General features: G+C 61.0%; 13 protein-coding genes. 5 read left to right on the forward strand and 8 right to left on the reverse strand.

Translation table 11 applies throughout. From position 1 onward, the window contains the following. Positions 1-50: 50 nt before the first annotated feature. The 3 genes from urtA to ACKLKD_RS07425 all read right to left on the reverse strand — a co-directional run bounded on the left by urtA (position 51) and on the right by ACKLKD_RS07425 (position 3,143). Positions 51-1,322 carry an urea ABC transporter substrate-binding protein gene (gene urtA, locus ACKLKD_RS07415; RefSeq protein ID WP_004176249.1) on the reverse strand — a complete coding sequence of 424 codons (1,272 nt, stop codon included), beginning with the start codon at positions 1,320-1,322 and terminating at the stop codon, positions 51-53. A gap of 170 nt (positions 1,323-1,492) precedes the next feature. Further along, positions 1,493-2,596: a cobalamin-independent methionine synthase II family protein gene (locus tag ACKLKD_RS07420; RefSeq protein WP_025712228.1), complete on the reverse strand. Its 1,104-nt coding sequence runs from the start codon at positions 2,594-2,596 to the stop codon at positions 1,493-1,495. 148 nt (positions 2,597-2,744) lie between these two features. Beyond that, positions 2,745-3,143, reverse strand: a complete 399-nt coding sequence (locus ACKLKD_RS07425; protein WP_080897390.1) for a rhodanese-like domain-containing protein — start codon at positions 3,141-3,143, stop codon at positions 2,745-2,747. Positions 3,144-3,210: 67 nt separating this feature from the next. Between ACKLKD_RS07425 and ftrA the strand changes: the two genes are divergently transcribed. Continuing rightward, positions 3,211-4,308, forward strand: coding sequence for a transcriptional regulator FtrA (ftrA, locus tag ACKLKD_RS07430; RefSeq protein WP_080897391.1), 1,098 nt, complete (start codon positions 3,211-3,213; stop codon positions 4,306-4,308). Then, positions 4,277-4,492, forward strand: a complete 216-nt coding sequence (locus ACKLKD_RS07435) for a DUF4177 domain-containing protein (protein WP_004205985.1) — start codon at positions 4,277-4,279, stop codon at positions 4,490-4,492. Before ftrA ends, ACKLKD_RS07435 begins: the two co-directional genes overlap by 32 nt. A 40-nt stretch (positions 4,493-4,532) precedes the next feature. Here ACKLKD_RS07435 and ACKLKD_RS07440 read toward each other — a convergent pair whose 3' ends face one another. Both ACKLKD_RS07440 and ACKLKD_RS07445 read right to left on the reverse strand, forming a co-directional pair. Next, entirely contained in the window at positions 4,533-4,973 is a 441-nt protein-coding gene (locus ACKLKD_RS07440) for a GNAT family N-acetyltransferase (protein ID WP_025712233.1), read from the reverse strand. Positions 4,974-5,238: 265 nt separating this feature from the next. Beyond that, positions 5,239-6,303, reverse strand: coding sequence for a LacI family DNA-binding transcriptional regulator (locus ACKLKD_RS07445; RefSeq protein ID WP_080897392.1), 1,065 nt, complete (start codon positions 6,301-6,303; stop codon positions 5,239-5,241). 197 nt (positions 6,304-6,500) lie between these two features. Here ACKLKD_RS07445 and ACKLKD_RS07450 point away from each other — a divergent pair, with 197 nt between their 5' ends. Beyond that, a complete protein-coding gene (locus ACKLKD_RS07450; protein ID WP_080897393.1) occupies positions 6,501-9,608 on the forward strand; it encodes a beta-galactosidase in 3,108 nt (1,035 codons plus the stop codon). A 54-nt stretch (positions 9,609-9,662) separates the two neighbouring features. Beyond that, positions 9,663-10,928 carry an MFS transporter gene (locus tag ACKLKD_RS07455; protein WP_080897394.1) on the forward strand — a complete coding sequence of 422 codons (1,266 nt, stop codon included), beginning with the start codon at positions 9,663-9,665 and terminating at the stop codon, positions 10,926-10,928. Between the two features lie 28 nt (positions 10,929-10,956). On the opposite strand, the gene ACKLKD_RS07460 is transcribed toward ACKLKD_RS07455, so the two are convergent. Together ACKLKD_RS07460 and ACKLKD_RS07465 are read right to left on the reverse strand one after the other, a co-directional pair. Beyond that, positions 10,957-12,045, reverse strand: coding sequence for an AAA family ATPase (locus ACKLKD_RS07460; RefSeq protein ID WP_025712238.1), 1,089 nt, complete (start codon positions 12,043-12,045; stop codon positions 10,957-10,959). A gap of 83 nt (positions 12,046-12,128) precedes the next feature. After that, complete coding sequence (locus tag ACKLKD_RS07465; RefSeq protein WP_080897438.1) at positions 12,129-12,389, reverse strand: hypothetical protein; 261 nt, start codon at positions 12,387-12,389, stop codon at positions 12,129-12,131. Positions 12,390-12,684: 295 nt separating this feature from the next. On the opposite strand from ACKLKD_RS07465, the gene ACKLKD_RS07470 reads away from it, so the two are divergent. Continuing rightward, positions 12,685-13,545 carry a broad-spectrum class A beta-lactamase OKP-D-1 gene (locus tag ACKLKD_RS07470; protein WP_080897395.1) on the forward strand — a complete coding sequence of 287 codons (861 nt, stop codon included), beginning with the start codon at positions 12,685-12,687 and terminating at the stop codon, positions 13,543-13,545. Here ACKLKD_RS07470 and ACKLKD_RS07475 read toward each other — a convergent pair. Continuing rightward, positions 13,542-14,303 (reverse strand): DeoR/GlpR family DNA-binding transcription regulator, encoded by a 762-nt coding sequence (locus ACKLKD_RS07475; protein WP_025712240.1) that lies wholly within the window; start codon positions 14,301-14,303, stop codon positions 13,542-13,544. The genes ACKLKD_RS07470 and ACKLKD_RS07475 overlap by 4 nt on opposite strands. Positions 14,304-14,490 lie beyond the last annotated feature (187 nt).

Raw genomic sequence — 14,490 nt, forward strand, 5'->3', positions numbered from 1 at the left:
CTGGTCAGCGGCCGACGGTCCCTATGCTTCAGCCCCGCCGGCCCTGGCGCTTACTGGCTGACGGTTTTCACCGGATGGTCAGGTTTCTTATCGTTACCGGGGATCCACGGGCTCCACGGCTGCGCGCGAACGGGTTTATCGGTCTGCCAGACCACGTTGAACTGACCGTTGCCTTCAATTTCACCGATCATCACCGGCTTATGCAGATGATGGTTAGTGGCGTCCATGGTCAGGGTAAAGCCGGACGGCGCGTTGAAGGTCTGCCCGGCCATCGCCTCGCGCACTTTGTCGACATCGGTGGTGCCCGCTTTGGTCACCGCCTGCGCCCACATATGCAGACCCACCCAGGTCGCCTCCATCGGATCGTTGGTCACCACCGTATCGGCATTCGGCAGCTTGTGCGCTTTGGCATACGCGCGATAATCGGCGACGAAGGCTTTGTTGGTCGGATTATCGACAGACTCAAAGTAGTTCCATGCCGCGAGGTTGCCGACCAGCGGTTTGGTATCGATGCCGCGCAGCTCCTCTTCCCCCACCGAGAAGGCCACCACCGGCACATCGGTCGCTTTCAGACCCTGGTTAGCCAGCTCTTTGTAGAACGGCACGTTGGAATCGCCATTGATGGTGGAGACCACCGCCGTTTTGCCACCGGCGGCGAATTTTTTGATATTGGCGACGATGGTCTGGTAATCGCTGTAGCCGAACGGGGTGTAGACCTCCTCGATATCTTTGTCCTGGATCCCTTTGGCATGCAGGAAGGCGCGGAGGATCTTGTTGGTGGTGCGCGGATAGACGTAGTCCGTCCCCAGCAGGAAGAAACGTTTAGCGCCGCCGCCATCCTCGCTCAGCAGGTATTCCACCGCCGGGATGGCCTGCTGGTTAGGCGCCGCGCCGGTATAGAAGACGTTGGGGGACATCTCTTCCCCTTCGTACTGCACCGGGTAGAACAGCAGGCCGTTCAGCTCCTCAAACACCGGCAGCACCGATTTACGCGAGACCGAGGTCCAGCAGCCAAACACTACCGCCACTTTATCCTGGGCCAGCAGCTGGCGCGCCTTCTCGGCAAACAGCGGCCAGTTGGAGGCCGGGTCGACCACCACCGGCTCCAGCTTTTTGCCCAGCACCCCGCCTTTGGCGTTGATGTCGTCGATGGCCATCAGCGCGACGTCCTTCAGCGGCGTTTCGGAAATCGCCATCGTCCCGGAGAGCGAATGCATGATCCCGACTTTGATGGTGTCGGCGGCATAGGCCTGAAAGGAGAGACCCATAGCCATAACAGAGGCGGAGAGTGCAAAAGCTTTTAATAACGTTCTACGTTGCATGATTCACTCCTGAGTAGCGCAAAAATAAAGAATTAACAGCTAACCAGAGGTGATAAGGCAAAAAAGGTGCCAAGTTGTGAAAACAGCAGGATGCGGCGCAGGTGGGCGATAGTGGCGAAGAGGATGGCAGCGTTGCCTCATCACGGTGCAACGCTGCGCTAAGAAAGCAATTACCAGACGTCGGCGGCGATGGAGGTCACCAGGCGAACTTTCTGCCACTGCTGGTCTTCGCTGAGGGCATTGCCCTCTTCCGTGGAGGCGAAACCGCACTGCGGGCTGAGGCAGATCTGCTCGAGCGGTACGTACTGCGCGGCCTCGGCGAGACGCGCTTTGACCCCCTGCGGATTTTCCAGCTCACCGTTTTTGGTGGTGATCAGTCCGAGAACCACCTGCTGATGACCGGGACGAATAAAGCGCAGCGGCGCGAAATCCCCGGAGCGGTCGTTGTCGTACTCGAGGAAGAAGGCATCGACATTGACGCCGCCAAACAGCACCTCGGCCACTGGCTCGTAACCCCCTTCCGAGATCCAGGTTGAACGGAAGTTACCCCGGCAGACGTGCAGGCCCACCGTCAGATCGGCTGGTTTACCCTCCAGCGCCTGGTTCAGCACCCGGGCATAAATACGCGCCAGCGCATCCGGATCCTCGCCGCGCTCGCGAACCTGCTGACGCTGGGCATCGGAGCACAGATAGGCCCAGACGGTATCGTCCAGCTGCAGATAGCGGCAGCCGGCGTCATAAAACGCGCGGATCGCATCGCGCCAGGTGGTGGCCAGATCGTCGAAGTAGTCGCTCAGATCCGGGTAGACCGTGGCATCAATATCTTTCCGTCCGCCGCGGAAGTGCAGCACGCTCGGGCTGGGAATGGTCATCTTCGGCTGCGCGTCGCCGCTGATGCTTTTCAGATAGCGGAAATCTTCGAGCATCGGGTGATCGCCGAAGGCCAGCTTGCCGGTGACGCGCACGCCGTGCGCTTTGGTTTGCACACCGTTGAACTGGATCCCCTGGTCGGCATCATAACGCTCAACCCCCTGCAGGCCGTCGAAGAAATCGAAGTGCCACCATGCGCGACGAAACTCGCCGTCGGTGACCACATGCAGGCCGCAGTCGCACTGCTGCTGGACCAGATGACGGATCGCGTTATTCTCGATCTCGCGTAGCTGACCGGCGTCGATAACCCCCTCAGCCAGCTGCTGACGCGCCTGTTTAATACTGTTCGGGCGCAAAAAACTGCCGACGATGTCTGCGCGGAACGGGGCCTGTTGACGTTGCATGCTGTCTCCTTAGCGGTGGGCGCGTTAGTTGCCCACCGTGATAGTTCATTATTTGAATTTTTAGACTTCTGGATGGCTATATGTCCAGATACTGGCATGCAGGCTGGCGGGTCGCAAACGAGAATATTTCATGGTACATGAAAAATTTTCAATCACCGGAAGCAAACGCATAGCCCTCATCTTCCCAGCCGGTCAGCCCACCGAGCATCATTTTCACCGGTCGCCCCAGCTCAGCCAGCTTCAGCGCGGCAACGTCGGCACCGTTGCAGTGCGGCCCGGCGCAGTAGACCACAAACACGGTATCTGCCGGCCAGGCCGCCATTCTCCCGGCGGTGATCTGACTGTGCGGGAGATGCAGCGCGCCGGGAAGATGCCGATGCGCGAAGGCCGCCTCGCTACCCACCACGTGCAGCAGGACAAAGTCGACCTCGCCGGCACGCTGGGCGCTGTGTACATCGGCGCAGTCGGTTTCAAGATGCAGCTTATGGCGGAACCAGCGGATAGCCTCAGCGGAAGCGGCGGGGGTAAATTGGGTTACTACACTCATGGCGTCTTCTCCTTGTCTGTGATAACACTACTTTACTGACGCCCCTCACCCTTATCTGCCGGCAACCATGACAGAAAACGCTAACATCCTGACAACCCCTTCGGTGACACCGTCACGTCATCAGGTGGTCGCCCTTGCCTACGATGGCCTGTGCACCTTTGAGTTTGGCGTGGCCGTGGAGATCTTCGGCCTGCCGCGCCCGGAAATGGGCGACAACTGGTACCAGTTCGTCGTCGCCGCCGTCGATGAAGGCCCGCTGCGCGCCACCGGCGGCATCCGCCTGATGACCGACGGCGGCCCTGAACTTCTCGCCCAGGCGGATACGATTGTGGTCCCCGGCTGGCGCGGCATCGACGCCCCGGTCCCCGAGGCGCTGTGCGCCGCCCTGGCCGCCGCCCACGCCCGCGGGTGCCGGATTATTTCCATCTGTTCCGGGGTGTTCGTTCTCGCTGCCGCCGGGCTGCTCAATGGCCGCCAGGCGACAACCCACTGGCGCTACACCGCGGCGCTGCAGTCGCGTTTTCCGCAGATTCAGGTGGTGGAAGATGTCCTTTACGTGGGCGACGGTGTGCTGATGACTTCCGCCGGCAGCGCGGCGGGGATCGACCTCTGTCTGCATCTGGTGCGCGAGGATTTCGGCAGCGAAGCCGCCAACGTCGTCGCCCGCCGCCTGGTCGTCTCTCCCCATCGCGACGGCGGTCAGGCGCAGCAGGTCCTGCGCCCGGTCGCCCGCAGCCGGGAGAGCCTGCGCCTTGGGCAGCTGTTTGACTATCTGCACCAGCATCTTGCCGCCAGCCATACCGTCGCTTCCCTCGCGCAGCGCGCCGGCATGGGACCGCGCACCTTTTTGCGCCGCTTTGAGGAGGCGACCGGAAAAACGCCCGCCCGCTGGCTGCTGGAGGAACGACTGCTGCGCGCCCGCCAGCACCTGACGGAGAGCACGATGGGCATCGATCAGATCGCTGAGCGCTGCGGGTTTGCCAGCGCCGGCACCCTGCGCCACCATTTTCGCCAGCACTTCGCGCTAAGCCCGCTGCAGTATCGAAAACAGTTTACGCCTTCTCCGATTGCAAAATCGTCGCAGCCACGGACAATAGGCGGCCACGGTAAACCGGTCGCCAGGAGGGTCGATGATGAAGAAAGAGTGTCGGGTAGTGATCTATAAAGAGGGGCTGCTGGGCAGCCTGTTTTTTGGCGAAGCCAAGGCCGACCCTGACAAAATGAGCCAGTTTCTCAGCAGCTATACCCGTGAGGGCTGGGAAGTGAAAACCATGTCGGTGGAGCGCCGCCGTACCGCCCTGTTCTGGTCGCGGGAAGCGTATCTGTTTGTGCTTGAACGCCCCCTCTGACAGCGCCTGCGCCTGGTTTACACGCTTAAGCCAGGCGTGCTCAGGGCTGGCGAATATAGCCCTGCGCCTGCATGTTGTGCATACCCTCCTCGCTGGCGCAGACCATACCGGTGGTCAGCATGGCAAAACCAACGCGCTGATAAAACGCAATCTTATCCGCCACCGCATAGATAAAAATTTTGCCGAAGGGCAGTAATTGTTCCCGAACGGCCAGCATCAGCTGTTGTCCGTAACCCTGCCCCTGCCGCGCGGGCACGATCGCCACATCCGCCAGATAGCTGCTCCAGGTGCAGTCGCTGATGGCTCGCGCCACGGCAATCAGCTGACCGTTCTCATAGCCAAACCAGCAGAAGGTGCTGTGGCGGAACGCCTGCTCCAGTTGCGCAACATCACGTTCATTGAGCCCGGCCTCGGCGATGATGCTTCGCACCCGCTGCCAGTCCACCCGCCCGATCGCCTCTTTGCCCTCTATCACCATCATGACCTTGTCTCCCGTCGTCTCCCGGATGGATCCCCGAAAGCAAGATCTAGCATGCCGCCGCAGGATCTGCCAGACGGCAAGCCGGACTGAAGACAACGCGAGAGGATGGAAGCGGCAAAAAAAAACCGCCATATGACTGGCGGTAAATCAATGCTTGCATGGATAGATTTTGTTTTGCATTTTCGCAGACAGATAATCCTGACCTCTCTACGTTGGCTGCCGAGGTTAGCATGGTCAACCTCAATAAAGCCTCAACGGTCAACGGCTATAGCTTTTCCACCAGTGCTTTGAGCTGCGCCAGGGTTTGCTGCCGGTCCTGCGCATCGGCGACCGGCCAGGCCGACTGGCGCACGATAAGCCGGGTCGGCAGCAGCTCGCGGATCCGCAGCTGCGGCGCCGCCATCAGGGCAATGAGCCGCTCCACCGCCCGCTGCCCCAGCAGATTGAAGTCCTGCGCCACCGTGGTCAGCGGCGGCTGGAAATAGAGACTGTCGGCGGTGTCATCGTAACCGGTCACCGACACCGCCTGGCTGCCGCTGCGGTTGAGCTGGGCCAGGGCGCTGAGCACGCCGAGCGCCATCTGATCGTTCGCCACGACAATGGCGCTAATCCGCGGCTGCAGATGCAGCAGCTCAAAAGTTTTCTGCCAGCCGCTGGCGGCGCTCCAGTCGCCGAATACCGTGGTTGAACGGGCGATATTCAGACTGTGCAGGGCCTCGCGCCAGCTGGCGAGACGCAGACGGGCGGAAACTGAGCTTTCCGGCCCCGCCAGCAGGCCAAATTCGCGATGCCCCAGCTCCCACAGGTGGCGCACGCAGGCCCCGCAGCCGTCGCGATGGTCGAAGCGCACGCAGCAGACATCGGCCTCCGGGGAGACGTCCAGAAACAGGCAGGCCATATCCGGGTTCTCTTTAACCAGCCGCTCGGCGGTGGCGCTCTCCAGCGGCAGGCTGACGATCACCCCGCGAATATGCTGGGCGCGCAGTTCGTCCAGCCGGGCCTGCAGCGCGACAAAATCGGCCTGCGCCGGCATCGCTATCGCCACCTCCAGCTGGTGCAGGCTGGCATGGCTTTTTACCGCAGCCGCGATCTGCGAGGGGGCATGCAGCGTCAGGGAGGCGGTAATCAGCCCGATGGAGGGCGCCGCCTTGCCGGCCAGCAGCTGCGCCGAACGGTTGGGCACATAGTGCAGCGTCTGCATCGCGCGGATCACCTGCTCCCGGGTGCGGGCTGACACCACCTCAGGACGGTTCAGCACCCGGGAAACCGTCTGTTGGGACACGCCCGCCGCGCGGGCGACATCCTCCAGGGTTGCGGTACGACGCGGCATCTTTTCTCCTCAGCAATTACAATGTCGTGCGCTAACATTTTATGTTCAAAATACGACAAAAAATAGCGCTTTGGCCTCGCTTTCGTGATCGTCTGTTAATTTCATATCCAGTGCGGTTGCTGGAAAAAACAAATTACCCGATAACGTTAATCATCCTGTTTAGCGAACGACATTTTTCTGACTTATTGGGTATTCACATGCAAATTTATGATACCGGGCACGGCCATGTCCCTGATTTTCACGCGATCCTCGCCCGCGAAGACTGGCAAAACCAGACCATCACCCACCTCAACCGCCTGCCGGCGCATCCCGCTTTCGCCAGCTGGCGCGATGAGCTTGCCGCCAGGGATGAGCAGCCCTCTCCCTATCGCCGTCAGCTGGACGGCGAGTGGCAGTTCGCTTACGCCCGCAGCCCGTTTGCGGTGGATGCGCAGTGGCTGACGCAGGATCTGCCGGACAGTCGCAGCACCCCGGTCCCCTCCAACTGGCAGATGGAGGGCTATGACGCGCCGATCTACACCAACGTTCGCTATCCTATCGACACCACCCCGCCGCGGGTGCCGGAGGAGAACCCGACCGGCTGCTACTCCCTGCACGTTACGGTTGAGGACACGTGGTGCGAGAACGGGCAAACGCAGATTATTTTCGATGGCGTCAACTCAGCGTTTCATCTGTGGTGCAATGGCGTGTGGGTCGGCTATTCGCAGGACAGTCGCCTGCCGGCAGCGTTCGATCTCAGCCCCTTCCTGCGCCCGGGTGACAACCGCCTGTGCGTGATGGTCATGCGCTGGAGCGCCGGCAGCTGGCTGGAAGACCAGGATATGTGGCGGATGAGCGGTATTTTCCGCTCGGTATGGCTGCTGAATAAGCCGCACCAGCGACTGACCGACGTACAGCTGATGCCGACCCTCGACGCCCTCTACCGCGACGGCACTCTGCAGGTGCGGGCCACCGTCGACGCGACAGAGGCGGCGCTTGCCGGGCTCAGCGTCGGGGTTAGCCTGTGGCGCGGCGAGGAGCAGGTCGCCGCCGGGCGGCAGCCGTTAGGCACCCCGACGGTGGATGAGCGCGGCCACTACGCGGAACGGGTCGATTTCTCCCTGGCGGTGGCGGCGCCGGCGCACTGGAGCGCGGAAACCCCAAACTGTTATCGCGCCGTGGTCACCCTGTGGCGCGGCGACGAACTGCTGGAGGCCGAAGCGTGGGACATCGGCTTTCGCCGCATCGAGATAGCCGACGGCCTGCTGCGCCTCAACGGCAAACCGCTGCTGATCCGCGGCGTTAACCGCCATGAACACCATCATTTGCGCGGTCAGGTGGTCACCGAGGCGGATATGGTGCAGGACATTCTGCTGATGAAGCAGAACAACTTTAACGCCGTCCGCTGCTCGCACTACCCCAACGCGCCGCGCTGGTATGAACTCTGCAACCGCTACGGTCTGTACGTGGTCGACGAGGCCAATATTGAAACCCACGGGATGGTGCCGATGAATCGGCTGTCCGACGATCCGGCGTGGCTGCCAGCCTTCAGCGCCCGCGTCACCCGGATGGTACAGAGCAACCGCAACCATCCGTGCATTATCATCTGGTCGCTGGGCAACGAGTCCGGCGGCGGCGGCAACCACGAAGCGCTGTACCACTGGCTGAAACGCAACGACCCGAGCCGTCCGGTGCAGTACGAGGGCGGCGGCGCGGATACCACCGCCACCGATATTATCTGTCCGATGTACGCCCGCGTCGAACGCGACCAGCCGATCCCGGCGGTACCCAAATGGGGGATCAAAAAATGGATCAGCCTGCCCGGCGAGCAGCGGCCGCTGATCCTTTGCGAATATGCCCACGCGATGGGCAACAGCCTCGGTAACTTCGCCGATTACTGGCAGGCCTTCCGCGAGTACCCGCGGCTGCAGGGCGGGTTTATCTGGGACTGGGCCGATCAGGCGATCCGCAAAACCTTTGCCGACGGCAGCGTCGGCTGGGCCTATGGCGGTGACTTTGGCGATAAGCCTAACGATCGTCAGTTCTGTATGAACGGTCTGGTGTTCCCCGATCGCACGCCGCATCCGTCGCTGGTGGAGGCAAAGCACGCCCAGCAGTATTTTCAGTTCACGCTGCTGTCGACCTCGCCGCTGCGGGTGCGCATCACCAGCGAATACCTGTTCCGTGAAACCGACAACGAAGTATTGCGCTGGCAGGTGCAGTCGGCCGGTGAAACCCTGTATCACGGCAACCAGACCCTGGCGCTGCCGCCGGAGGGCAGCGACGAGATAACGCTGCTCGACAGCCTGACCCTGCCGGCAGGCGCCCGCGCGGTGTGGCTGACGCTGGAGGTGACCCAGCCTAAGGCCACCGCCTGGTCAGAAGCGGAGCACCACGTCGCCTGGCATCAGTTTCCCCTGCCGGCGCCGCTGGCCCTGCCGGAACGGCCTGCCCCGACGAGTGCGCCGGATCTTATCGTCAGCGATGAAGCCTGGCAGATCCGCGCCGGTTCGCAATGCTGGACCGTCGATCGCTTGACAGGGCTGCTGAGCCACTGGTCGGTTAATGGCCAGGAGCAGCTGCTCACCCCGCTGCGCGACCAGTTTATTCGCGCGCCGCTCGACAACGACATCGGAGTCAGCGAAGTGGAGCGCATTGACCCCAACGCCTGGGTGGAGCGCTGGAAAAGCGCCGGCCTGTTCAATCTGGAGGCGCGCTGCGTGCAATGCGACGCGCAGCGCCTGGCGAATGAAACCCTCGTCGACTGCCGCTGGCACTATCTGCGCGGCGAAGAGGTGGTGATTGTCAGCCACTGGCGCATGCACTTCACCGCGGACGGTACGCTGCGGCTGGCGGTGGACGGCGAACGGGCGGAAACCCTGCCGCCGCTGCCGCGGGTCGGGCTGCACTTCCAGGTGGCGGATCAGCAGGCGCCGGTGAGCTGGCTGGGCCTGGGTCCGCATGAGAACTACCCTGACCGGCGGAGCAGCGCCTGCTTCGCCCGCTGGGAGCAGCCGCTGGCGGCGATGACGACCCCCTACATCTTTCCGACGGAAAACGGCCTGCGCTGCGATACCCAGGCGCTGGACTGGGGACGCTGGCACGTCAGCGGTCATTTCCACTTCTCCGTTCAGCCGTGGAGCACCCGTCAGCTGATGGAGACCGACCACTGGCACAAGATGCAGGCCGAAGATGGCGTCTGGATCACCCTCGACGGCCTGCATATGGGGGTGGGAGGCGATGACTCCTGGACCCCGAGCGTGCTGCCGCAGTGGCTGCTGACCGAGACGCGCTGGCAGTACGAGGTCTCATTGCGTTGCCTTTAATCCGTGGGGGCGAAAGTCCCCACCCTACAAACAGAATAACAAGGGATCATGGTGATGAAATTCTCTGAACTGGCGCCACGAGAACGGCATAATTTTGTCTATTTCCTGCTGTTCTTTTTCTTTTACTATTTCATTATGTCAGCCTACTTTCCGTTTTTCCCGGTGTGGCTGGCGGACGTTAACCATTTAACCAAAACGGAAACCGGGATCGTTTTCTCCTCCATCTCGTTATTCGCGATTATTTTTCAGCCGGTGTTCGGCCTGATGTCGGATAAGCTCGGCCTGCGCAAACATCTGCTGTGGACCATTACGGTGCTGTTAATTCTCTTCGCACCGTTCTTTATTTTCGTTTTTTCCCCGCTGCTGCAAATGAATATTATCGCCGGGGCGCTGGCAGGCGGGATCTATCTGGGGATTGTTTTCTCCAGCGGCTCCGGGGCGGTGGAAGCCTATATCGAACGCGTCAGCCGGGCCAACCGCTTTGAATATGGCAAAGTGCGGGTCGCAGGCTGCGTCGGCTGGGCGCTGTGCGCCTCGATAACCGGCGTGCTGTTCGGCATCGACCCGAATATCACCTTCTGGATCGCCTCCGGCTTTGCGCTGGTGCTCGGCCTGCTGCTCTGGCTGTCGCGGCCGGAAAGCAGCAACAGCGCCGAGGTTATCGAGGCGCTCGGCGCCAATCGCCAGGCCTTTTCGCTGCGCACCGCGGCAGAGCTGCTGCGTATGCCGCGCTTCTGGGGCTTTATTATCTATGTGGTGGGCGTCGCCAGCGTCTACGACGTGTTTGACCAGCAGTTCGCCAACTTTTTCAAAAGCTTTTTCGCCAGCCCGCAGCGCGGTACCGAAGTGTTTGGCTTCGTCACCACCGGTGGCGAGCTGCTCAATGCGCTGATCATGTTCTGCGCGCCGGCCATTGTTAACCGTATCGGCGCCAAAAACGCCCTGCTGACGGCGGGGATGATCATGTCGGTGCGTATTCTCGGGTCGTCGTTTGCCTCATCGGCGGTGGAGGTGGTGATCCTCAAGATGCTGCATATGTTTGAGATCCCCTTCCTGCTGGTCGGAACCTTTAAATATATCTCCTCCGCCTTTAACCCGCGGCTTTCGGCCACCCTGTTCCTGATCGGCTTTAACCTGTCCAAACAACTGTCCGGGGTGGTGCTTTCCGCCTGGGTCGGCCGGATGTACGACACCGTGGGGTTTCATCAGGCGTATCTGATCCTCGGGTCTATCACCCTGAGCTTCACCCTGCTCTCATTCATCACCTTGCGCGGCGGTAAAAGCCTGCTGCCTGCTGCGGAGACGCAGACCCCCGCCTGACCGACGCGCCCGTCAGGGATGACTGGGCTCACTCAACAATCCGCGTCTCCCCGTCGCGATTCTCCAGCGCATAGCGCTGACACGGCGCCCCGGCGGCAATCAACGCCGCCAGCTCTGCCGAGTGGCTGGTCAGCCAGATCTGGCTGTAACGGGATGCCTCGATAATCAGCCGGGCCAGCGCGGGCAACATGTCGCGATGCAGGCTGTTCTCCGGTTCATTGATTGCCAGAAAGGCCGGCGGGCGCGGACTGAGCAGCGCAACGGCGAGGCACAGAAAGCGCAGCGTGCCGTCGGACATCTCCGCCGCCAGCAGCGGGCGGCGGATCCCTTCGCGGCGCATTTTCAGAACGAAACGCGAGTGCTCGTTTTCACAGTAAAACTGACAGCCGGGAAAGGCGTCGGCGAGGATCGCATACATCATCTCTTCCGCGCCAATTTCGACAATGGTCTGAAAGGCGGCCGCCAGGTTGTGACCATCGCTGTCGAGCACCGGTGAACGGTATCCTACGGCCGGCTGGCGCAGCGGCGAGTGGCGGCCGATGGCGAACTCATGATAAAACCGCCAGCGACGCAGGGTCTCGCGCACCCGCGACACTTCGGGAAAACGATGCGGTTCGCCGAGCTGACCAAATACCGACTCGTTTTCATAAATGCTTTCGGTGAAAGTACTTTTCTCCCCCGTCACATCGACGAGGAACGCCGCCTGATTTTTACGTTGTAATACGCGAGAGGAAGGCCGGCGGGCGTAGCCGGCCAGCCAGATGTTCTCTTCTTTAACGATCGGATCGAGCATGAACTGCGTCGGATAGGGTAATTTTTCCGGGAAACCTATCTGCAGCTCATAATCAAAGCTGTCCGTCCGGCAGGCGATTTGCAGCCGCCGGGGGTGGCGATCAACCGGCGAACGCTCCCCGGACCACATCATATTCTCCAGACCGCCCTCTTCGCTGATAAATCCCGACAGCCTGCCGTCAGCGGCGGCGGTCAGCAGGTGGATGGCGTTATAAATATTGGATTTACCGCAGCCGTTGGGGCCGAAGACAATGTTCAGCGGCCCAAGCTCCAGCGCGATATCCCTCACTGAGCGAAAGTTTTGAATACGGATGTACTGGATCATGATGCGTCCTGCCCAAAGAAGAAGGCTGCCACGGTAGCACAGCGGCGCCAGAGAGCCCCTGTCACACCCCTTTCAGGCAGGGTTTAACAGAACATTTTTTTCATTCCACGGGTCAGAGCCACCCGCGTCAGCTTATCGCTATCCTGATGGGCGTCACTGAAGACGCCAAAGAAATAGCGTTCATCGTCAATGGTTTGACTTACGATGCGATAGCTCAGCGGTTGCCCGGATGGCGCACCATACTGCGCAGGCGTCACCGAGACCTCGGTTGCGTCGCCGGCGACGCTGACCAACAGCCCGTCCGCCTTACCTCCCACCAGCATGACCTTAATTATCGGGTGCACCTGTTCCTCCCGGGATGGCATATATCATTGGCGAACCGCGGAGACCGGCGGGCGTTATCGTCAACAAACGGCGCCAGCCTGAGTGCGGTATTACGTACTTTCTTATAGTTCATCGCGGCCTTGAGTCAAAAAAATAGCGTGCTTAGGCTGAGCTACATATTGATTATTCGAAATAAAAGCCGACAAATGATGAAGGAAAAAAGAGGAATTGTGAATCAGCAAAACGCCGGGTTATTCTTATTTGTCACTCCCGGACGCGTCTTTTTCGGCTCTCACTCAAGGAAGTATTGCGGTTATGCGTTATGTTCACCTGTGTGTTATCTCCCTGTTCGCCTGCCTGCCACTGCCGCTATTCGCCGGCCCGCAACCGCTCGAGCAGATAAAAATAAGCGAAAGCCAGCTGTCGGGCCGCGTGGGCTATGTCGAAATGGATCTGGCCAGCGGCCGCACGCTGGCCGCCTGGCGCGCCGATGAACGTTTTCCGCTCACCAGCACCTTTAAAGTCCTGCTCTGCGGCGCGGTGCTGGCCCGGGTGGATGCCGGGGTCGAACGACTGGATCGGCGGATCCACTACCGCCAGCAGGATCTGGTGGCGTATTCCCCGGTCAGCGAAAAACACCTTGCCGACGGGATGACGGTCGGCGAACTCTGCGCCGCCGCCATCACCATGAGCGATAACAGCGCCGGCAATCTGCTGCTGGACACCCTCGGCGGTCCGGCGGGATTGACGGCTTTTCTGCGCACTATTGGTGACAACGTCACGCGCCTTGACCGCCGGGAAACGCAACTGAATGAGGCGCTGCCCGGCGACGTGCGCGACACCACCACCCCGGCCAGCATGGCCGCCACGCTGCGCAAACTACTGACCGCGAAGCATCTGAGCGCCCGTTCGCAACAGCAGCTCGTGCAGTGGATGGTGGACGATCGGGTTGCCGGCCCGCTGATCCGCGCCGTGCTGCCGGCGGGCTGGTTTATCGCCGATAAAACCGGGGCTGGCGAACGGGGTGCGCGCGGCATCGTCGCCCTGCTCGGCCCGGACGGCAAAGCGGAGCGCATTGTGGTGATTTATATGCGGGATACGCCGGCGACCATCGCCGAGCGTAACCAGCAGATCGCCGCTATCGGCGCGGCGCTGATCGAGCACTGGCAGCGCTAACCGGCGCGCAGCACTTCGCAGGCATGCCGGGCGATATGACTGGCGGCGGCATCGGAGAGATGCCGGTCGGTAATGATGGTGGTGAACCGGGTCAAGGGTAACGCCATAAAGGTGGCCACCTGATTGTATTTCGAACTGTCGCACAGCAGGATGCTTTTCGCACTGACCTGGCTGACGGTCTCCTTGACGGTAACCTTGTTCTCATCAGGGGTGAAAATACCGCGGCTGTCCCACCCGCTGGCGGAGATAAAGGCCGTATCAATAGCCAGATGGCGTAACGTTCGCGCCGCCGATTCGCCCACGCAGGAGCGGTTCTCCCGGCACAGCGTGCCGCCGGTGTGGATCACCCCGCACTGGCTGGCATCGATCAACAGCTGGGTTATCTCAAAATCATTGGTGACCACCTGAAGATCATCCCGGTCGAGGATCGCCCGCGCCAGCGCCAGGGTGGTGGTCCCGGCATCCAGATAGATACAGCTGTTTTTAGCGATTTGACTCGCCGCCAGCGCGCCAATCGCCTGCTTCTCTTCACTCTGCAGGGTGCTCTTCACCAGATGGCTGGGCTCCGTGGCCAGCCGGCTGACGGCGCGTACACCGCCCGAGACGCTGACCAGCAGCCCCTGTTCCTCCAGCTTACTGACGTCCCGACGGATGGTCATATGGGACACGCCGAGGATCTCCGTCAGCTCATTGATGCTTACTGCCCCGCGCTGCTCCACGAGGGCTAAAATACGCTGATGACGTTCTACTGGAATCACCGCTCTCCCCTTACCATTTTTTCACACCTGGCGTCACAAACTGCGCTGTGCACCTGGTGACACCCTGTGTCGTTATCGCGCTTTACCGCTGTTTTTTCACTATTTTAGGGCAAGAATCGGCAATGTGCAGCCTCTTTCAACCTGTGAATTTTTTATATTCATGTGGGTTATTCGTGATTACCCTCAC

It is taken from the genome of Klebsiella sp. 10982 (genome assembly GCF_048589245.1).
GTDB classification, from domain to species: Bacteria; Pseudomonadota; Gammaproteobacteria; order Enterobacterales; family Enterobacteriaceae; genus Klebsiella; species Klebsiella quasivariicola.